At 53.7% G+C, this 20,999-nt stretch carries 22 protein-coding genes; 20 read left to right on the top strand and 2 right to left on the bottom strand.

Features of this window, described 5'->3' with window-relative positions; genetic code table 11:
* Positions 1-225: 225 nt before the first annotated feature.
* The 15 genes from V3C63_RS11485 (at position 226) to V3C63_RS11415 (ending at position 13,663) form a co-directional block, all read left to right on the top strand.
* A complete protein-coding gene (locus tag V3C63_RS11485) occupies positions 226-1,887 on the top strand; it encodes a propanediol/glycerol family dehydratase large subunit (RefSeq protein WP_329888071.1) in 1,662 nt (553 codons plus the stop codon).
* A 17-nt stretch (positions 1,888-1,904) separates the two neighbouring features.
* On the top strand, positions 1,905-2,576 hold the full coding sequence (locus V3C63_RS11480) for a propanediol/glycerol family dehydratase medium subunit (RefSeq protein ID WP_329888070.1): 672 nt from the start codon (positions 1,905-1,907) through the stop codon (positions 2,574-2,576).
* A 14-nt stretch (positions 2,577-2,590) separates the two neighbouring features.
* The gene (locus tag V3C63_RS11475) at positions 2,591-3,100 is read left to right on the top strand and encodes a diol dehydratase small subunit (RefSeq protein ID WP_040640445.1); all 510 of its coding nucleotides are present in this window, start codon (positions 2,591-2,593) and stop codon (positions 3,098-3,100) included.
* A 36-nt stretch (positions 3,101-3,136) separates the two neighbouring features.
* Complete coding sequence (locus tag V3C63_RS11470; RefSeq protein ID WP_329888069.1) at positions 3,137-4,951, top strand: diol dehydratase reactivase subunit alpha; 1,815 nt, start codon at positions 3,137-3,139, stop codon at positions 4,949-4,951.
* A gap of 1 nt (position 4,952) precedes the next feature.
* The gene (locus tag V3C63_RS11465) at positions 4,953-5,309 is read left to right on the top strand and encodes a glycerol dehydratase reactivase beta/small subunit family protein (protein ID WP_329888067.1); all 357 of its coding nucleotides are present in this window, start codon (positions 4,953-4,955) and stop codon (positions 5,307-5,309) included.
* Between the two features lie 37 nt (positions 5,310-5,346).
* Entirely contained in the window at positions 5,347-5,766 is a 420-nt protein-coding gene (locus tag V3C63_RS11460; protein ID WP_329888065.1) for a BMC domain-containing protein, read from the top strand.
* 95 nt (positions 5,767-5,861) lie between these two features.
* Positions 5,862-6,686, top strand: coding sequence for an ethanolamine utilization protein EutJ (gene eutJ, locus V3C63_RS11455; protein ID WP_329888073.1), 825 nt, complete (start codon positions 5,862-5,864; stop codon positions 6,684-6,686).
* Positions 6,687-6,740: 54 nt separating this feature from the next.
* Complete coding sequence (locus tag V3C63_RS11450; protein ID WP_329888064.1) at positions 6,741-7,583, top strand: flavoprotein; 843 nt, start codon at positions 6,741-6,743, stop codon at positions 7,581-7,583.
* 8 nt (positions 7,584-7,591) lie between these two features.
* Positions 7,592-7,888 (top strand): EutN/CcmL family microcompartment protein, encoded by a 297-nt coding sequence (locus V3C63_RS11445; RefSeq protein WP_006599393.1) that lies wholly within the window; start codon positions 7,592-7,594, stop codon positions 7,886-7,888.
* Between the two features lie 11 nt (positions 7,889-7,899).
* Entirely contained in the window at positions 7,900-8,919 is a 1,020-nt protein-coding gene (locus V3C63_RS11440) for a cob(I)yrinic acid a,c-diamide adenosyltransferase (RefSeq protein WP_329888062.1), read from the top strand.
* A gap of 18 nt (positions 8,920-8,937) precedes the next feature.
* Positions 8,938-10,356 (top strand): aldehyde dehydrogenase family protein, encoded by a 1,419-nt coding sequence (locus V3C63_RS11435; protein WP_329888061.1) that lies wholly within the window; start codon positions 8,938-8,940, stop codon positions 10,354-10,356.
* A 17-nt stretch (positions 10,357-10,373) separates the two neighbouring features.
* On the top strand, positions 10,374-11,693 hold the full coding sequence (locus V3C63_RS11430) for a 4Fe-4S dicluster domain-containing protein (RefSeq protein ID WP_425355391.1): 1,320 nt from the start codon (positions 10,374-10,376) through the stop codon (positions 11,691-11,693).
* A gap of 77 nt (positions 11,694-11,770) precedes the next feature.
* Positions 11,771-12,319, top strand: coding sequence for a BMC domain-containing protein (locus V3C63_RS11425; protein ID WP_329888058.1), 549 nt, complete (start codon positions 11,771-11,773; stop codon positions 12,317-12,319).
* A gap of 150 nt (positions 12,320-12,469) precedes the next feature.
* A complete protein-coding gene (locus V3C63_RS11420; protein WP_329888055.1) occupies positions 12,470-13,240 on the top strand; it encodes a ParA family protein in 771 nt (256 codons plus the stop codon).
* The gene (locus tag V3C63_RS11415; RefSeq protein WP_329888053.1) at positions 13,241-13,663 is read left to right on the top strand and encodes a hypothetical protein; all 423 of its coding nucleotides are present in this window, start codon (positions 13,241-13,243) and stop codon (positions 13,661-13,663) included. It abuts the gene before it with no gap.
* Positions 13,664-13,737: 74 nt separating this feature from the next.
* Here V3C63_RS11415 and V3C63_RS11410 read toward each other — a convergent pair whose 3' ends face one another.
* Together V3C63_RS11410 and V3C63_RS11405 are read right to left on the bottom strand one after the other, a co-directional pair.
* Positions 13,738-14,715, bottom strand: coding sequence for a phosphotriesterase family protein (locus V3C63_RS11410; RefSeq protein ID WP_329888052.1), 978 nt, complete (start codon positions 14,713-14,715; stop codon positions 13,738-13,740).
* Positions 14,716-14,746: 31 nt separating this feature from the next.
* Complete coding sequence (locus V3C63_RS11405; RefSeq protein ID WP_329888050.1) at positions 14,747-15,262, bottom strand: DUF1097 domain-containing protein; 516 nt, start codon at positions 15,260-15,262, stop codon at positions 14,747-14,749.
* Between the two features lie 397 nt (positions 15,263-15,659).
* On the opposite strand from V3C63_RS11405, the gene V3C63_RS11400 reads away from it, so the two are divergent.
* The 5 genes from V3C63_RS11400 to V3C63_RS11380 form a co-directional block, all read left to right on the top strand.
* Positions 15,660-17,063 carry a sigma-54 interaction domain-containing protein gene (locus V3C63_RS11400; protein WP_329888048.1) on the top strand — a complete coding sequence of 468 codons (1,404 nt, stop codon included), beginning with the start codon at positions 15,660-15,662 and terminating at the stop codon, positions 17,061-17,063.
* Positions 17,064-17,449: 386 nt separating this feature from the next.
* Entirely contained in the window at positions 17,450-18,283 is an 834-nt protein-coding gene (locus V3C63_RS11395) for an SDR family NAD(P)-dependent oxidoreductase (protein ID WP_329888046.1), read from the top strand.
* 42 nt (positions 18,284-18,325) lie between these two features.
* Complete coding sequence (locus V3C63_RS11390; protein WP_329888045.1) at positions 18,326-19,615, top strand: CoA transferase; 1,290 nt, start codon at positions 18,326-18,328, stop codon at positions 19,613-19,615.
* A gap of 63 nt (positions 19,616-19,678) precedes the next feature.
* Positions 19,679-19,978 (top strand): NifU family protein, encoded by a 300-nt coding sequence (locus V3C63_RS11385; protein WP_329888043.1) that lies wholly within the window; start codon positions 19,679-19,681, stop codon positions 19,976-19,978.
* Positions 19,979-20,046: 68 nt separating this feature from the next.
* The coding region (locus V3C63_RS11380; protein ID WP_329888042.1) for a 4-hydroxyphenylacetate 3-hydroxylase N-terminal domain-containing protein at positions 20,047-20,999 on the top strand (953 nt) is incomplete at its 3' end.

Below are 20,999 nucleotides of genomic sequence, written 5' to 3'. Positions count from 1 at the left end.
TCAGCTACTGCTCGCCGGATCACGGCACGAAATCCTCGAACGAAGGCTTCATCAACGTATACGGCGACGCCGGTGCGGTCCGTCAGGCCGTTCGCGCTGCCCGCGATGCCGGTATCCAGGCCCTCTCTGCTCTGGGCGGACCTTGTCCGTCAACCACAACTCCTTACATTTAATGATTAGCTCCCACATCTAATCAGTCAAAGAGAATTAAGGAGGAATGACTCAATGAGATCAAAAAGATTTGAAGCTCTGGATGCACGCCCGGTTAAAAAAGACGGATTCGTCACCGAATGGCCGGAAGTCGGTCTGATCGCGATGAACTCCGACCTTGACCCGAAGCCGAGTATCAAGGTTGAAAATGGTGTTATTGTCGAAATGGACGGCAAGACCAGAGATGAATTCGATATGCTCGATCAGTTTATCGCTGATTACGCCATTCACATCGATGACGCTGAAGAAGCAATGAAAGTGGATTCCCTGACCATTGCCAATATGCTCGTCGATATCAACGTTGCCAGAAAAGACATCATCAAAATCACAACAGCCGTTACCCCGGCTAAGATGACCGAAGTCCTCGGCCACATGTCCGTTCTGGAAATGATGATGGCACAAAACAAGATGCGTGCGCGTCTGATGCCTTCCAATCAGTGCCACGTCACCAACGTTAAAGACAACATGGTTCAGATTGCAGCCGATGCTGCCGAAGCGGCAATCCGCGGTTTCGACGAAATGGAAACAACGGTTGGCGTCGCCCGTTATGCACCGTTCAACGCGCTGGGCATCATGATCGGCGCTAATGTCGGCCGTCCGGGGATCCTGACCCAGTGTGCGGTTGAAGAAGCGACGGAACTCGATCTTGGGATGCGCGGCTACACGGCGTATGCTGAAACCATTTCCGTTTACGGGACAGAACCGGTGTTCATGGACGGTGACGATACGCCGTACTCCAAAGCGTTCCTGGCATCCTGCTATGCCTCCCGCGGTTTGAAGATGCGCTTCACTTCCGGTTCCGGTTCTGAAGTTCAGATGGGTTATGCCGAAGGGCACTCTATGCTGTACCTCGAAGCGCGCTGCCTGTATGTCACAAGAGGTGCCGGCGTCCAGGGGACCCAGAACGGCTCCGTTTCCTGTGTCGGCGTTCCGGCCGCCGTTCCCGGCGGTATCCGCGAAATCCTCGCAGAAAACCTGCTGGCTGCCTGCCTCGACCTCGAATGTGCCTCATCCAATGACCAGACATTCACCCACTCCGACCTGCGCCGTGTCGCTCGTTCCTTGATGCAGATGATTCCCGGGACGGACTATATCTGCTCCGGCTACTCTTCAACACCGAACTACGACAACATGTTTGCCGGCTCCAACTGGGATGCCGAAGACTATGACGACTGGAACGTCATCCAGCGCGACCTGAAGATCGATGCCGGTCTGCAGCCCGCTGATGAAGACACCGTCGTTGCCGCCCGTGCCAAAGCTGCCCGTGCGATTCAGGGGCTGTTTAAAGAACTCGGACTGACCGAAATCACAGACGCCGAAGTCGAAGCGGCAACTTATGCGAACGGTTCTCAGGACATGCCCGACCGCGATGTCGTCGCTGACCTCAAAGCCGTTGACGATCTGCTTGGCCGCGGCGCTACCGCCGTCGACTTTATCAAAGCCCTCGACCGCGCCGGCTTCCACGATGTGGCAGAATCCGTCTTCAACATCCAGTTCCAGAAGTGTGCCGGCGACTATCTGCACACCGCTTCTAAATTGTCGGAAGATTGGGAAGTTATTTCCGCTGTTAACTACAAGAATGACTACCATGGCGTCGGCACCGGTTATCAGATCTCCGCTGAACGCTGGAAAGAAATTTCCGATATTCCGTGGGCAGATGACCCGGCAACAATTTAGTGAGAGGGGTGTATAGAATGGCTGTTAACGAACAATTGCTAAAATCCATCATCGAAGATGTCATTAAAGAAATGTCTTCTGACACCGCACCGGTCGCAGAAGCTGCTCCGACAGCACCGGCTGCCACAGTCGTCCCGGCAGAAGAATTGGTTCTCACCCCCGATGGCGAAGCAGAAAAAGGCACCGCAGCTGACGAAGTTGTTATCGGTATCTCTGCCGCTTTTGGTGAAAACCAGCAGGCCAATATTCTGGGCGTTCCCCACGCAAAAATTCTGCGTGAAATGATCGCCGGCATCGAAGAAGAAGGTCTCAAAGCCCGTGTTGTCAAAGTTTACCGTTCCGGTGACGTCGCCGTTATCGGACACGATTGTGCTGAACTTTCCGGTTCCGGCATTGCCATCGGTATCCAGTCCCGTGGGACTGCGCTGATTCACCAGGTGGATCTGCCGCAGCTGGGGAACCTCGAACTGTTCTCCCAGTGCCCGCTGATCGACCTCGATACCTATCGCCAGATCGGCAAAAACGCAGCAAAATACGCGAAGGGCGAAAGCCCGGCTCCAGTTCCGGTCAAGAATGACCAGATGGCCCGTCCTGCATTCCAGGCGCGCGCTGCTCTGCTCTATCTGAAGGAAGTCCAGGATGTTGTTCTGGGTAAAAAACCGGTCAACATGCAGATCGCGTACAAATAATTGGAGGTAAAATGATGACACAAGAACAAATGTTAGAACAAATTGTCAAACAGGTCATGGCATCGATGTCCTCCAGCGATGCGCCGGCAGCTGAAGCGCCGAAGGGCGCGCAGGTCACAGACGCTGATTACCCGCTGGGCGACAAACGTCCGGAACTGATCGTCTCCGCAACGGGTGTGCCGCTGAAAGATGTGACTTTGGCTAAAGTCCTCGACGGAACCCTCAAAGCCGAAGACCTCAGAATCAATCCGGCGACGCTGGAACTCCAGGCTCAGGTTGCCGACTCTGTCGGCCGTGACGCCTTTGGGATCAACCTGCGCCGCGCGGCGGAACTGATCGCCGTTCCGGATGCCCGTCTTCTGGAAATCTACAATGCGCTGCGTCCGTATCGTTCCACCAAAGACGAACTTTTGGCCATTGCAGACGAACTCGAAAACAAGTACAGCGCTAAAGTCAGCGCTCAGCTCGTTAAAGAAGCGGCTGCCATCGGCTACAAGAGAAAGAGAACCAAAGAATTTAAATAAATTCCTGGATCGCATAGGATTGTTTGGAGGAAACACATGATTATAGCTGGAATTGACATCGGGAATGCCAGCACCGAAACTGCACTGGCTCGCGTGGCAGATCACGAAGCCGGATTTTTGGCCAGCGGCATTGTCCCGACGACCGGCATTAAAGGAACAAGACAGAATATCCACGGTGTGTTCGCTTCATTGAAACAAGCCCTTGAAAAAGCGAGTCTGACCCTCGACGATGTCGATCTGGTTCGATTAAACGAAGCCGCTCCCGTTATCGGGGATGTGGCGATGGAAACAATCACAGAAACAATTATCACAGAATCAACAATGATCGGTCACAATCCATCCACGCCGGGTGGATTGGGGACCGGCGTTGGGGATACCGTGAATATTCGGGATCTGAAATCGAAGAACCCCGGCGACGCTGTTATTGTTGTCGTTCCGAGAAAAGTGGATTTTGAAACTTCTTCAGCGATGATTAACGAAGCCGCTGCAAAAGGAATACATGTTAACGGCGCCATTGTCCAACGGGATGACGGCGTTTTGATTAATAATCGATTGAAGAAAAAGATTCCAATCGTCGATGAGGTCGGGCTGATCGATAAGGTGCCGCTCGGCATGCGCGCCGCAGTCGAAGTGGCCGAATCCGGAAAGGTGATCGATCAGTTGTCGAACCCCTATGGGATTGCGACCGTTTTTGATTTGACTTCCGATGAAACCAAACAGGTCGTTCCGATCTCGCGGGCCCTCATCGGCAATCGATCAGCCGTGGTGATCAAAACACCGGCCGGCGACGTTAAAGAACGTCGGATTCCGGCGGGGAAAATCATCATCCAGGGTGACAACAAGAAGACCGAAATTGATGTGGATGCCGGTGCGGACGAAATCATGGAAGCGGTTCGTTCCGTGGCGCCGATCGGCGACGTGACCGGGGAACCAGGCACCAACGCCGGCGGCATGCTCGAACGGGTGCGCCAGGTGATGTCCAACTTGACCAAGCAGACACCGGATAAAATTCTGATTCAGGATATCTTGGCGGTTGATACCTTTGTGCCCAAGCAGGTGCAGGGAGGGATGGCCAACGAATTTTCCATGGAAAATGCCGTGGGGATCGCCGCCATGGTCCGTGCCGACAAGCTGCAGATGGGCATGATCGCCGAAGAACTTGAGAAGGAACTCGGCGTGAAGGTCGAAGTCGGCGGCGTCGAAGCGGAAATGGCCATTCACGGCGCTCTGACCACGCCGGGCGCCAACAAGCCCATGACTATTTTGGATATGGGCGCCGGTTCGACCGACGCGGCCATCATCAACCGCGCCGGAGAAATTCATTTTATTCACCTTGCAGGCGCCGGGAACATGGTGACTATGCTCATCGGCTCTGAGCTGGGTTTGGACGACAGAGGCATCGCGGAGGACCTGAAGAAATATCCGGTCGCCCGCGTCGAATCGCTCTTCCACATCCGTCACGAGGACGGGTCGGTTCAGTTTTTCGATTCGCCTCTGGATCCGAGAACCTTTGCCCGCACCGTTATTTTAACGCCGAATGGGATGTCGCCGCTGCCGGGAGACATCACCGTCGAACGGGTGCGTCAGGTCCGTCAGGATGCGAAGCGCAAGGTTTTTGTGGTCAACGCGATCCGCGCGCTCGAACGGGTCAGCCCGACGGGCAATGCGCGGGATATTGAATTTGTGACCATGGTCGGCGGTTCTGCCCTCGATTTTGAAGTGCCGCAGCTCATCACCGACGCCTTGTCGCGTTATTCTATCGTGGCCGGCCGCGCCAATATCCGCGCGACGGAAGGCCCGAGAAACGCCGTGGCAACCGGTCTGGTTTTGGCCTATACCGAAGGTGACTGAGATGCACGCAAGTTTTGACGCGCCAAAGCCGGAAATCAAAGTATTTCACGTGAAAAATGCGGTTCCGAAGGATGTCATCACGGAGATCCTTTTGGGAATCGAAGAAGAAGGCCTTCCCTATTCGGCGGAGGAAAAAGACCCGGATACAGCTTTATATCTTGCGTATCAGGCAGCTGAGGCTTCTCATCTTGGCGTAGGCATCGGCATTGACAGTTCCGAGATTGTCCTGCACCATATCAAACTCAAGGAAGATGAACCGCTGTTCTCGATTAGCGCGCAGAACACGGAAGAAAATTACAGAAGCCTCGGAGCCAACGCGGCCAGAGTGATCAAACGGATGCCGTTCAAGGCGCTGTAAGCGCCGTGCCATCTCACTTTAAAGAAAGGAGACGCCTATGCGACAGTCATTAGGCATGGTTGAAGCCAAAGGTTTAGCGACAGCAATTGAAGCCGCCGACGCGATGGTCAAATCGGCTAATGTTCTGCTTTTGGGCATTGAGTCCAGCAGAGGCGGCGGCATGCACGTGGTCAAGGTGCTGGGGGATGTCGGCGCTGTTAAGGCCGCATGCGAGGCCGGCAGTGCCGCGTGTGACAAGGGAAACGGCGTTCAGTCGGTCAAGGTGATTGCAAGACCTTCCGAAGGCATCCTGCCCTATATCTACAACACGCAGACGAAGGGCTTTGATCCCGAAACGATCGAGGATAAATACCGTCCCGAAGTGTATTGGAATATTCCGACCTTCGGCGATCAGTTTCATCCCGCGTCGGGCACCAAAGAAAGCATGCCGGACAAGGCGGCAAAAGCTGAGAAATAATCATGAATACCGGCCTCAAGACCGGATACGGAAAGGCGCGCGAGCGCAGACAGGCATCGAAGGACGATGCCATAGGCAGACAGGAGAAGCGGATGATGGACTGGAAAAGCGGCAACGATACCATTTTAGCGTTTAATGAACTGATCCGGGATCAAAAGGTCGCCCCCTACGAAGGAAAACTAAAAGTCGGCGTCGACCTCGGGACCGCTAATATCGTCGTGGCCGTGGTGGATGAAAACAACAAGCCGGTTGCCGGAGCCACCAAAAGCGCACATGTGGTGCGGGACGGCATCGTCGTGGACTATATTGGCGCGGTGGACATCGTCAAGGATCTGAAACGTCAGATCGAAGAGCGGCTGGGCGTCGATTTATCGAACGCGCCGGCGGCAACGGCCATCCCGCCGGGCATCATTGAAGGCAACACCAAAATCATTGCCAATGTTGTGGAGTCCTGTGATTTTAACGTGACCAACGTGTTGGACGAACCCACCGCCGCCGCGACGGTCCTCGGTATCGAGAACGGCGCTGTGGTCGATGTCGGGGGCGGCACCACGGGGATCTCGATCATCGATCACGGGAATGTGGTTTTCACGGCTGACGAAGCGACAGGGGGAACCCATATGAGCCTTGTCATCGCGGGAGCCTACCACATCGGCTTTGACGAAGCGGAAGAGAAAAAGATCCACGAATCCGAGGATCAAATTTTCCCGCTGGTCAAGCCGACGGTCGAAAAGATGGCGGCTATCGTCCGCCGTTATATTGAAGGTTACGATGTCGATACGATTTATGTCGTCGGCGGGGCCTGCGAATTCAAAAAATTCGAGAGCGTCTTCGAACGGGAAATCGGCATTAAAACCGTCAAGCCTGTCGAGCCATTGCTGGTCACGCCGCTGGGCATTGCATTTAACTGCAAGCTTTAGGCGACCGGCTCATTCAGTGAGAAATGTGGTGATCAATTGGACTTAAAAGATTTGATGAACAATGAAGATTTTCTGAACAGCTTGATTCAAAAGATCGTTGCTGAAGTCATCAAACGGTTGGAAAATAGACCAAAGACCGCATTGGTTTGCTTCTCTGGTGCCGCTATCGGCTTTAAAGAAGCCATGAATTCGCTGGCAAAGTTACGGGAAGATGGCTGGCAGCTGAAAGTCTTTATGTCGGACAATTCGACGAAGGTCCTTGATCCGGAATATATCAAAAAGACTTTGGGCGTCGACACGATTCACACCAGCGAAACGGATGCCCCGCAGAAGGAACTTTACGACGTCGATCGGATTATCATTGCGACAACCACCATCAACACCGCGGCGAAGATCGCCCACGGCATTGCGGACAACGTGATGCTCACGCTGATCAACCACGGCCTGATGGCCGGTGTCCCCTTTGTGTGCGCCGTTGATGGCGCCTGCCCGGACAACGCGCTCAGACAAAAGCTGGGCATGGGCAAATCGCCGAAGGGCTACCGCAAGGTGATGGTCGATAATTTGAAGGCGCTTCGGGATTTCGATATGCAGCTTTGTGCGGCAGACGATCTTTATGACGTTTGTGCTCAGACGCCGGCCGGCGCGGATGAAGTCGCCGGCGAACCGGTGCCGGAAGCTGCGAGCGAAACCGGTGCGGAAGCGGCCGCTCCGGCAGCTGCGAACCGTTCAGAAACAGCAGCGGTCAGTGACGTGATCACCTCTCACATCGTCAGTCGGAAAGACGTGATGGAAAGACGTGCTCACAAAGTGATTAAAGTCAAGGCGGATGCCATTGTCACGACCTTTGCGATCGAAACGGCTAATGAATATGACATAACGCTCGTTAGAGAGTAGGTGATCGCATGCATTTAGCAAAAGTGGTTGGAACCATTGTTTCAACGCAAAAGGATCCGCATTTGGTTGGCTGTAAACTGATGATCATCAAAAAGATCAACGAAGACAGCCAGTTTGAAAAATACTCGAGTCAGTCGACGGCTATCGCGGTCGATACGGTGGGCGCCGGCATCGGCGAAACCGTGATCGTCACCACCGGGAGTACGGCGCGATTCGTGTATGGCGACAAGGCGACGCCCCTTGACATGACCATCGTCGGGATTGTGGATGAAATCCAGACCTCCGACGTCAAAAAAACATTGTAGGAGGATGGCAGATGCCGAATGTTTATACACGCGGCGGCGACAAAGGGACCACCGGTTTGTTCGGCGGCAGCCGCGCAGCGAAAGACGACATTCGTGTTGACGCGTACGGCACAATGGACGAAGCCCAGGCGGCGATCGGCATTGCGCATGCGCTGGTTAAAGACACGGAAATCAAAGAAATCCTCCATTTCTTAGAACAAAGGATTTACATCCTTGAAGCGGAATTGGCCAGCGATGAAAAGGGCTGGAAGATGCTCAAGGACAAAGTCGGTCAGGAAGATGTGGATTTTATGGAAAAAACCATAGACCGCTTTCTTCAGATGATCGGCCCGCAGAAAGAATTCATTATCCCGGGCAGAAATGCCGCTTCGGCAGCGCTTCACTTTGCGCGGACGGTCGTCCGTCGGGGGGAACGCAAAATCGTCGAATACAGGGGGCAAAATGCGCAGCTTCGGCCGGAAACGGTGAAGTTCGTCAACCGACTGTCGGATTTGCTCTTTGTGCTCGCACGGGTCGAAGAATTTGAGGAATCGGTCCGGGAAGTTGCAAGACGCAACCTTGAAGACAGCAAGGAAAATCGTGAAACCGGAGGCAAACCAGTGACTGCATTTGAAGAAACCGACAGCGAACAGCTGCTCATCCTTGCCAAACGCATCGCTGCCGGCGCCCGCGTGAAAGCGCAGGAACTCGGAGTGCCGATTGTGTTCTCGGCTGTCGATATCGGCGGTAATCTCGCGTATTACGAACGCACGAAGGATTCCCTGCTGGCCAGCATCAACATTTCGCAGAACAAGGCCTACACAGCCAACGCTTTGAAGTGCCCCACTTCTGCGGTGCAGGATCTGGCCAAGGAAGACAGTCCACTCTTTGGGATTCAATTCACCAACGACAATCGGATCGTCACTTTCGGCGGCGGCTACCCGCTCATCGTCGACGGGATACAGATCGGCGCGATCGGCGTCAGCGGCGGCACAGCCGACCAGGACATGGCCATCGCTGAAGCCGGGCTCGCGGTTTTAAAGACAGAATAATTTTCAGGAGGAGGCAGTATGAATATAGATACAGCTGGCATTGAAGCGATTGTCAAGAAGGTTTTAAGCTCAATCGAAGGGGTCGAAACAGCCGACGCACCGGGTGCGGCGGTTGTCGACGGCAAAGACGGGATCTTCCAGGACATCGACGCTGCGATTGAAGCAGCGAACGCAGCCTGGGAGGTTTACAAAATGGCACCCCTGTCTCTGCGTTATAAAGTGATCGAAGAAATTCGCAAAGTATTTACGAAAAAAGAAGTGGTCGAAACCGTTGCGCACATGGCCGTTGAAGAAACCGGCATGGGCAACTACGACGACAAAGTGAAAAAAGCCTACGTGTGTGCTGAAAAGACGCCGGGCATGGAAGACCTGCAGGCAGACTGCTGGACCGGAGATGAAGGTCTGACGCTGCTCGAACTTTCACCCTTTGGGGTGATCGGTGCGATCTGCCCGTCGACCAATCCGAACGAAACCATCGTTAATAACTCCATCGGGATGCTGGCAGCCGGCAATGCGATTGTTTATGCACCGCATCCGGGCGCACTGCAGACATCCATTTACTGCGTGAAGTTGGTTAACCAGGCGATTGCTGCCGCCGGCGGTCCGGCCAACCTGGTCGTTACCACGGCGAATCCGACCATGGAATCCGCCGATAAACTGATGCACCATCCGCTGGTGCGCATGATGTGCGCAACCGGTGGCCCGGGCGTGGTGAAAGCGGTGCTTTCCAGCGGGAAGAAGGCCATCGGCGCCGGTCCCGGCAACCCGCCGGCACTCGTCGACGAAACCGCCGACATCGAAAAGGCAGCCAAGGACATCATCGACGGCTGCACCCTCGACAACAACCTGCCGTGCATCGCCGAGAAAGAAGTCGTCGTCGTCGATCAGGTGGCGGACTACTTGATCTTCAACATGAAGAAAAACGGCGCCTACGAAATCAAGGACAAAAAAGCCCTCGACGATCTGGCGGCCATGGTGGCGCCCGACGGCCGCGTTTCCCGCGACTATGTCGGCAAGAGCGCGAAATACATCGCCAAGGCAGCCGGCCTCGACGTGCCGGATGACACCCGTGTGCTCATCGGCGAATGCCCGGCCGATCATCCGCTGGTTCAGATCGAGCTGATGATGCCGATTCTCGGGATCGTCCGCGTGGACAATGTCTACGAAGGAATCGATCTGGCCTGCGATCTGGAGCACGGCAACCGCCACACGGCCACCATGCATTCCAAGAACGTTGACGCTTTGTCCCTGATGGGCAAGAAAATCGCCGCGACCATCTTTGTGAAGAACGGCCCGTCCTACGCCGGGCTCGGCATCGGCGGCGAAGGCTATCCGACCTTCACCATCGCCGGTCCGACCGGGGAAGGTCTGACCTCTGCCAGATCTTTCGCAAGAAGAAGAAGATGTGTTCTTTGCGACGCCTTTAATATCAAATAATTACGGGAGAGTTGCTCATGAGCTTAGTTGACAAGGTAAAGCGCGCCGGCATTGTCGGCGCCGGCGGAGCGACCTTTCCGACACACGTCAAAATTGACGCGACGGCAGATGTGGTGATTGTCAACGGTGCTGAATGTGAACCCTTGCTGCGCGTGGACCAACAATTAATGGATCTGAGGGCTTCCGACATGCTGGAGGCTCTTCAGACCGTTATGGATCACACCCAGGCAAAGGAGGGAATTATCGGTCTGAAAAAGAAATATGTTCCGGCGATTAACAATCTGAACAATCTTTTGAAGGACTATCCGAAAATCAAGCTTTGCATTTTGAATAACTTCTATCCAGCCGGCGATGAACAAACCCTGGTTTATGAAACGACCGGACGCATCGTGCCGGAAGGAGGCATTCCGCTCGCCGTTGGTGCATTGGTGATGAACGTGGAGACGCTTTTAAATATCCACGATTATCTGACCGAAGAAAAACCGGTCATTGACAAATATTTAACGGTTACTGGCAAGGTAAAAAAACGGATCACGACCAGGGTGCCGCTGGGCATTGCCGTGAAGGAAGCCCTGGCGCTGGCCGGCGGCCCGATCATCTCGGATTATGTGGTCGTTAACGGCGGCCCGATGATGGGCAAGATCGTCAGTGAGGATTCTTATATCACCAAAGGCACCAAGGGGCTGATCGTTTTGCCGAAGGATCACTCGCTGATCATCTCGAAAACGAGAAGCTTTAAAGATTCGCTGAAGCTGGCGGCAACCGCCTGCATGCAGTGCAGCCTGTGCTCGGAAGTTTGCCCGCGGAACATGCTCGGTCACGATCTGTGGCCGCACAAAATGATGCGCATCGCGGCCTACGCCGGTACCTGTGATCCGGTGGCGGCACCGACCAACGCATTTCTGTGTTGCGAATGCGGCCTGTGTGAATATGCCTGCGTGCACGATCTGCAGCCCTGGAAGGTCAACCAATACCTGAAGGGCGAACTGAGCAAAGCCGGCATCAAGAACCCGCATCACAACGCACCGAAAACGGCTCATCCCTTTATTGAACAGAAACATTTTAATGTTCATAGACTGACCAAACGCTTAGGTCTTGACGAATTTGACAAGACGGCTCCGATGGAAGCCTGCAAGAAGACTTTCACGGAAGTCAATATTCAATTGTCCCAGCACATCGGGGCGCCGGCTAAGGCTGTCGTGGCCGTCGGCGACACCGTGACGCGCGGACAGGTGATCGGAGAAATTCCGGAAGGTGCATTAAGCGCCCGCGTTTTTGCAAGCATCGATGGGAAGGTCACCGCCGTGGGCGATGGCAAAATCACGATTCATGCCTAAACTTGGAACGTCAAGCGGTGTTTAATCGTGCGGCAGGCGAAGCCTGATGCACATGCATTAGAGAAAGAAGTGGAAAGTTGAAAAACGCAATAGGTTTTATTGAATATAAAAGCATCCCTATCGGCATCGAATCCACTGATCAAATGCTCAAATCCGGAAGTGTCGAATTAGTGACGGCGACACCCATCTGCCCCGGGAAATACATTACCATTATTTCCGGCGACGTTGGCGCTGTCAGATCTTCTGTTAAAAACGGCGAAGTGGTCGGTGGCATCTTTGTGGTTGAATCCCACGTCATCCCGAATATTCACCCGGCGGTTTTTCCCGCGCTCATGGCGAATACGGAGGTGGACGAGGTTCAGTCTATCGGTATTATCGAAACGATCAATGCGATTTCTGCGATTGTGGTCGCGGATACGGCTGTCAAGGCGGCTAATATCCATTTGGTTGACGTGCGCATGGCTCGCGGTCTCGGCGGCAAGGCCTTCGTTGTTTTAACCGGCGAAGTCTCCCCGGTGAAGCAGGCGGTCAAGGCGGCGGAAAACGCGATGAGAGAATACGGCGTGATCACCAGCACCAGCGTGATTGCATCTCCGCATGAAGACGTGCGCAAGCTGATTCTCTAATTTGTTAAAGGATCTATGGCATCACGGTATCCGGGGCATGGCTGAAGTGTTCCGGATATCCTGCTTTATTTTGAGCGTACTTTTGGAAGCCGTCGGCAGAGAGTGCGGACAAAATAAAACAGTCAAACCGTGCAGCAAGGGGGGGAGTCTGTGAAGACCATCAGTTTTTTCAATTTAAAAGGAGGCTGCGGTAAAACGACGTCGGCGATCAACCTCGGTTATTTGCTGGAGCAAAAGGCCGCGGCGGCCGGGCAGCGCGTGCTCTATGTGGACTGCGACATGCAGGCCAATCTCACCAACTCCCTGATGGATTACGATCTCGAGCGCCCCTGCATTTACCATCTGATGACCGGCGACAAAGCGCTGGATGACGTGCTGATCCCGCTGAATGCGCGCGCGGATATCATTCCGTCGAGCTTGCTCATGGCCACCATTGATCCCAGGCTTTCGGGCATGGTGGGCCGGGAGTTTATTTTAAAACGCAAACTGGAGCCCATTTGCGATCGCTATGCCTATTGTCTCATCGATTGTTCGCCGTCGTTTTCGGTGGTGACGACCAATGCGCTGGTGACGACGGATGAAATTTTAGTGCCGGTGCAGACAGAGTATTACGCGGTCGACGGGGTGCATCTGCTGGAGGAAACCCTGGCCTATGTGGGCGAGTCGCTGGGCGTCGAGAAGACGATCAGCTTTATCTTTGCCACGATGCACGACGGACGCAACAATATCAACCGGCTGCAGTACGATAATCTCAAGCAGAATTTCAGCGATCAATTTATCGGACAAACCATCCGCAAGAATATTGCGCTGGTGGAATCGCCGATTTTTAAACAGTCGATTTTTGAATACAAACCAAGGGCGAACGGCGCTGCGGATTATACGGCATTGTTTGAGGAACTTGAGTCAAAAGGGGGATTTTAAATGGCCAAAAAGAACAAGCTCAAATCGGAATTGAAGAACCATGCGGAAACGGTCAAGGCGAGTAACGGCGCAGTGGCGTCAGAGGTGCTGGCGGAAGCCAACGAAAAGAACGCCAAGGCCGAGGTGAAAGAAGACGACACTGCGGCGAAGGAAGCGGCCGAAAAATCAGCAGCTAAAAAGAAGGCGGAGACTGAAAAGAAAGTGAAAACAGAAGCAAAGGCTAAAGCGGCGAAAGAAGCTGCAGCAAAGGAAGCAGCGAAAAAAGCGGCCGAGGCGAAAGCCAAGGCTGAGGCCAAAAAGAAAGCGAAAGCCGCGGCTGAAAAGAAAGTCAAAGCTGAAGCGGAGGCCAAAGCGGCAAAAGAAGCTGCTGAAGCGAAAAAGAAGCGCGACGCGATGCACGAACTGCCGATTTACCTTTTGTAAAAACGCGGCAATTCAAACCCCCGGATTCCCTTTTATTCGAATCCGGGGGGTTTTTGTGTTGAGAGTTTGGAGGATCAGCTCAAAACGGTGGCCGGATTGGTCACGAAGATCTTTTCGAGTTGCGCGTCGGAGACGCCCCGTTCCTTAAGCATCGGAATGATCCGGCTCGGGATGTTTAAGATATTGGCATGCGCCATGTTGGGATCGGCGTCTTTGTCGTGGAAACGGCCCAGTTCAACGGTGACAGAGTCATGGCTCATCAGAATCTGATCTTCGTAGCCCTTGTTGATCAGGGCGGCAATGACGTCGCAGCGCTCGGCGTCGGTGGGCGTGTGGAAAAGATCGCCTTCGAGGCCGAAGCGGTCGAAGCAATCGAAGACGCCGTATTGCAGCACGCGTTCGTGATAATCGAGATCGGTATTGCCGCACATGTGGCCGATGGAAATGTTCTTCGGATCAACGCCGTTCTCCGTCAGCAGCTTGGCCTGTTCCGGCCCCATGGTGCCCAGCTCCGTGTGGGTGATGATGGTGGCGTCGATGTCGCGGCTGGTGCGCGCCGCCGCTTTGAAGAATTTTTCTTCGAAGGGGGTAATTTCGCCGTTGCTGGTGGCCAGCTTGATGACGCCGGCCTTGATGCCCGTGTTGCCGATGCCTTCGGTCATTTCGGTTTTCATCATTTCATAGATTTCCGTTTCGACATCGGCGAAGCCGCTGCGGAATTTCCAATACATATAGGCGCTGGCTGGTTCGTAATAATAACCGGTGGAACAGATGATGTTCAGATCCATGATGGTGGCCATCTTCGCGAGAAACCACGGATCGCGGCCGCATTCATTATTGGTCGCATCGACGATGGTCTTAAAGCCGTATTGATCGCGCAGGGGCGTGAGCCACTTCATGTTTTCCTTGATGCAGCGCAGCTCGTCGAAGCCGCCGAGGGTGGCGTCCCCCTGGAAGCCGCAGAAGCCGTAGATCAGGTGTTCGTGCATCAGGGTCTTGCCGAGATCCTTCGCGTCGATGGGACCTAAAACCGTGTTGATTCGTTTTGCCATTGTTCTCTCCTTTTTATTTTGAATTTAAAATTTAGTCGTTGCTTTCCGGCAGCGGGAATTTTTTCATGCCGATTTGCTGGCCGACGGCGCAGATACCGCACAGCACAAGGCCGATCAGTACGCTGAGGAATAAGCCGAGGATACCGGGACCGTCGAGCAGGCCGACTTTAGTTGCGAATGTCAGGGCGACACAGGCGAAGATGATGGGCACATCGCGGACCGGTGTTTTGGCGAAGAAGAAAATATGCAGCACCATGGTGATGGCCGTGCCGACCAAAATGGGCATAAAACCAAACAGCGCCGAGCCGAAGACGCCGAAGGTCATCAGCCACAGATCGATTTGCCCCCAGAACACCCCGCAGGCGGAGCTTGCGATCAAATGCGGCACATCCTTGTGGGTCGAATTCAATCCGAAAAAAACCGCCAGACAAATGAACATGATCCAGGGATGCCCTTGCAAAACCGGGCAAAGCATATACAGCCAGTTAAATACGGAACAGAAAAACGATGTCCATATTGCAAAAAAAACCGTTGCCTTTAAACTCATTACATTACCTCCTCCAAAAATGTAAGTAAAACAGCGGTGTTGAAAACAATGCCCGATAATATATGAATAGGATTGATACCGCTATTGTTTTAATGACGCAAATGAGATGCCAAAATGATGGCTTGTTTAAAATGATGTTAATGATTTTAGCCATGCATTAATTTTAAACGAAAAGGTCGACGGGTTGGCATCTTTTGAGCGTGGAAAACAGCGATTTTTAATGAAAGTTAATTCTGATACTCGCACAGTGCAAAATTGTAAAATAGTATAAATTCTATTTGATTGAAAGGTGGGAGTACGCTATTCTGTAAAAAGAAGTGTATGAAATAGAGACAGGCCAGCTGCACGGATGTTTGTTATTCGCATGCACGCACAATGATGAAGGGGGAGAATCAGCATGATACCGGAAGAATTAAAAAGATTGTTTGCCAGTACACTCTTTAACGAGATCATGGACAGCATCGAGGATGTTGTGATGATCATTGACGCAACGACGAAAGTAATCTTTGTCAATCAATCCTATGAACGGGTTTTTAAAGTGCCGCGGCGCAAAATCCTGGGAAAGCAGTTGGATGAGATCGAGGGGAGCAATGCCTGTGCGATTCAGGCGATGAAAACCGGCAATCCGGTCAAGCACCAAACGGAATTTTTGAAATCCATGAAGATTGACTCTCAGGGCGTTTCGTATCCGCTGAAATACAACGGTCAAATTATCGGCGGGGTTTCGATTTTTAACAATGTTGCGAATTATCTGGGTATTTACTCCAAATTGCGGCGAACATTGGAAATGAACCGTTACTTGTCGGAACGCTTGTCGGCCTATGTTGAGGACTTGCCGTCACGCGAATTCGTCACCGTTAACCGACAGATGAAACTGATCCTCGGGCTCGCGATCAAGGTAGCCGCCTCCGACTCGACGGTTTTGATTCGCGGGGAAAGCGGGACCGGCAAAGAGATCATCGCGCGGATGATCCACGCCAACAGCCCGCGCAAGGACGAAGAATTCGTGACGGTCAATTGCGCGGCGATTCCGGACAATTTGCTGGAAAGCGAATTATTCGGGTATGTGGGCGGCGCGTTTACCGGAGCGAGCAAGGAGGGCAAGGCCGGCAAGTTCGAGCTCGCACAAAACGGCACGATCTTTTTAGACGAGATCGGCGATATGGATATGAACATGCAGGTGAAGCTACTGCGGGTACTCCAGGAGCGGGAGGTGGAGCGCATCGGCGGCACCGAGCCAATCCCGCTGAATATTCGGGTGCTCGCGGCGACCAATCAGGATTTGGAGGCGCTGATCGTGGAGGGAAAATTCCGGGAAGATCTCTATTATCGCCTCAACGTGGTAGAAATTCGCACCACGCCCCTGCGGGATCGGCACGAGGATATTCCCATTTTAATCACCCATTTCATAAAAAAATTCACGGACGATCATTATGTGGTGACGCCGTCGGTAATAGACATCCTAACCCATTACGACTGGCCGGGCAATGTGCGCGAGTTGCAGAACGTGATCGAACGAGCCTGCATTTTGAACTCTGAAAAAATCATCGATGTTTTTGCCCTGCCCGACCGTCTGATCCCGGAGGATCTGAAAACCGAACAGGGGAAATCCGAAGCACCGGATCCGGATGACAACGAATTTGATTTGAAACGGCGGACGGCGGCGCTGGAGAAACGGTTGATCTGTCAGGCGCTTCAAAAGTGTCAGAACAAATCGGAAGCCATTGAAGTGTTAGGCATTTCGCGCAGTGCCTTTTACCAAAAACTCAAGCAATACGGCATTGACGATCAGCAATTTTAGCGGCGCGATGACGAACCGGCCGAGTGTTTGAATCGCGGACAAAAAAGAACGGAAGTCGCTTGAAGCTGTGCTTATTTAGCATAGTTTGGCGGCTTCTTTTTTTACCGTACCGCCCCAAAGGGCGACGCCGCAAAAAGAAAAATAAAAATTCAGGGCCTTAAATCCCCGGGTTTTAGCGGAATGCAGGAAGCAGGCTCAAAAAAAGAGGCGTGATGATGCCAAAACTGGCATCGGAATTGCGGATTAAAGAAAAGGCGAACTGAGAAAATTGTCCATTGCTTTTGAGACGACCGTTCGTATTCGATGCCAAATGATAAAAGAGAGACAAGTTCGATGTTCGAATTAAACGTTGGCGTGTTTTGTTAGTTTGAGAGAAGGAGAAAACCATGACAAAGCGATTAGATGGCAAAGTGGCATTGGTGACCGGCGCGGCGAGAGGCTTGGGGAGAGCCTATGCCCTGCGCTTGGCAGAACTTGGCGCCGATGTCGGCGTGATTGACATTAACCTGAAATCCTACGAAGAGTTTGAAGGCGAGGCCAAACTGATGACGGCGGGCAGCACCATGGACGAAGTGAGAACCTTAGGGGTGAAGTCGGCCGGGGCAGAAGCGGACATCACCAAGCGCGAAGAAGTTTATGCAGCCGTCAAGAAGATTGAAGATGCATTAGGGCCGATTGATGTTCTGGTTTGCAACGCCGGCGGCGGCATGGGCGCGCCGGACGGCAACAAGGCGGCGCAGATCAACTGGGAACAGTTTTACGGCGTGACGGAACGCAATTACTACGGCACGGTTTACACCTGCAACGCCGTGGTGCCTGGCATGAAGGAAAGGGGCTACGGCAAGGTGATCAACGTGATCTCCGTCGGTGGTCTGATTGCCAATAGCGACGGGAGCTATGCCCACTACGGCTCTGCCAAGGCCGCGATTCGCCAGTACACGATGGAGCTGGCCCAGGAATGCGGCCGCTACAACGTGACCTGCAACTGCATTGCCCCGGGCTTCATCGCGACGGGCCGCCTGGTGGAAAACTATAAGAAAGCCGGCGAAGGCACCTTCCTGCGCAACGTGGCCATGAAACGCTTCGGGACGCCGGAAGACTGCGCCAACGTCATCGAATTTTTGGCAACCGATCTGTCGTCCTACGTCAACGGGGCCGTGATCGAGGTGACCGGCGGCACCGTCGGCCGGATGATCATGAACGAACCATCGGAAGCCTGAGCGGCACATTATCACCATAATCAAGGAAGGAAATCAATCAATATGAACAGATGGGAAAAACTTGAAAAGAAACCGGCGCCGATGTTTACGAAAGCCTTCGGCGCCCTGACCGGCATCCGCGTTTTGCTTAACGGGTCGGTGGTGGCGGCGCCTTTCGCGGCGACCATGCTCAGCGACTTCGGTGCGGAAGTGATCGCTCTCGAACGGCCGAAAACTAAAGGCGACCCGGCCAGACACCAGATGCCCCAGGTCCGGGGTGGGGACGCCCATATCAGCGGCGCCTGGGCGCAAAACGCCAGAAACAAGCTGAGCTTTGCGCTGGAAACCAACTTTAAGAAGGTTCCCGAATCCAAGGAGATTTTCTTTTCGCTCATCAAGGAATGCGATGTTTGGATCGAGAACATCGTCTGGATCGAAAAGCTGGGACTGACCGACGAGATGCTTTTGGAAGTCAATCCCAAGCTCGTCATCTGCCATGTGAGCGGCTTCGGGACGCCGGGATTCGGCGGGGAGCCGGCCTATTTGAACCGCGCGTGCTACGATCCGCTGGCCCAGGCCGAATCCGGCTGGTGCCTGCTTCAGGGTTTTCCGGACAAACCGCCGTATTACGCCCAGCAATACATCGGCGATTACCTTTCGGGGTTGTTTGCCGTCAATGGGATTTTGATGGCGCTGCGCCACGTCGAAAAGACGGGCAAAGGTCAGGTGGTCGACGCGACCCTGGTCGAAAGCTTCATGCGCGTCATGGATGACAACTTCGTTCTCTGGGATCAGGAAAGGATTCAAAAACAGCGCCAGGGCGTCAAGCAGTTGACCTATCAGCCGGCCGGCATCTTCGAAACCAAAGACGGCAAGTTCATCAACCTCGGCACCTATGGCAAAGGCCCCTACGAAAAAGTGATGAAGGCCTTCGGCTTTGATCTGGACAAATATTCCTACGAAGCGGCCGGCGGCAGCGCCGAGGCACTGCAAAGCCCCGAAGGGAGAGAACTGGACCAAATGTTTGCCGACTACTTTATGAGCCACACGGCGGACGAAGCCATCGAAGTGCTGCTCGAAAACAAACTCGGTGCGGCAGTCATCAAAGATTGCAAAGACGTGATGGAAGAAAAGCACTGGCAGGAAAGAGGCGATTGGGTGACCTACCACGACCAGACCCTCGACAAGAATATTACTGCCTTTGGTTTCGCACCGAAGCTATCTGAAACGCCGGGCAAGGTCTGGCGCGGGGCGCCCAAATTGGGGCAGGACACGGAAGCAATCATGACGAAGCTTTTGGATTACACGCCGGAAGAAATTGCCGCGATGAAAGGCAAGGGCATCATCGACTAAACTGGTATCCGGCAGCGTGGGGGCTGCCGTTTCATTCATTCGCAAAAGAAGGAGGCGAGAGTAATGGCATCAGAAGCGCTGCTGGAAAAATTGGATGCATTTTTCGACGCGGATATCAACGAATATCTGGGTGAGCACCATGGCGGAGCAGAGGTGGTCGACGTGGAGGGCGACGAGCTGATCATCCGGCTGACCGGCGAATGCCGGGGCTGCTTGTCCATGAGCCAGACCGTCGACGGCATCATTCTCAAGAAGGTTAGTGCGGTTTTTCCGTTTATTAAAAAAGTAACGGTAACCGACGACGTCAGCGATGAGGTGTTTGCCATGGCGGCGGGATTATTCACCTCAGCCCATTATGTTTAAAACGGCAAGCCGTTTTGACAATGAATGATAGAAAAATTTGAAAAGTTTTAAAGAAGAAGGAGATAAAAATGGGTGTTGGAACGTATGAAGCGTATATCGAACGCATGAAACAAATGAAACCGAATATTTATCTGGACGGCAAATGTGTCGATCGGATGGGACCGTGGAACGAAGCGGGCTTCTGGGTGATGAAGCAATGCTACGACATGGCCAACGATCCGGCCTACGCCGACGTGTGCACGGCCAAATCCCACCTGACCGGGGAAACCATCAACCGCTGCACCCACATCCACCAGTCCCAGGAGGATCTGCTCAACAAACAGCTGATGACCCGGCTGATCTGCCACCATGTGGGCGGCTGCATGCAGCGCTGCATGGGCACCGACGCGCTCAACGCCATCGCCGTCGTCTCCTACGACTGCGACCAGGCCACCGGCACCAACTATCACGAACGCTTCAATAAGTATTTGGCCTATTGCCAGGAAAACGACCTGGTCTGCAACTGTGCCCAGACCGACGTGAAGGGCAGCCGCAACTCCAAGTACAAACGCGCCCACGAACAGCCCGATCCGGACATGTTCCTGCACATCATCAAGACGGACGTGGACGGCGTCGGCGTCGACGGCAAACCCTGCAAGGGCGTCATCGTCCGCGGGGCCAAGATCTGCAACTCTTGCGCGCCCTATGTGGACGAAATCATCGCCAACCCGACGAAGTTCATGGGCCGCGGCGACGAAGGCTACGCCGTGGCGTTCGCCCTGCCGGCCGACTGGCCGGGTCTCAAACTGATGGCGCTGCCGGGCAAGCATCACAAACGCAAACACCTGCAGGCACCGTTTAACCAGAACGGGGACAATGAATCGCTGACGATCTTCGACGATGTGTTCGTGCCGGAAGACCGCTTGTTCTTAAACGGCTTCGACAATCCGGACGTCGTGCAGTACGCCGGCTATCTGGCGCTGATGTTTGCCCATTTCCACAGACATTCCTACACCGGCTGCAAAACCGCCGTGTCGGAAAT

The sequence above is a fragment of the Pseudoramibacter faecis genome (assembly GCF_036289405.1).
GTDB classification, from domain to species: domain Bacteria; phylum Bacillota; class Clostridia; order Eubacteriales; family Eubacteriaceae; genus Pseudoramibacter; species Pseudoramibacter faecis.
The sequence above is the reverse complement of the archived record's forward strand: the minus strand, read 5'-3'. Positions and strand labels throughout refer to the sequence as shown.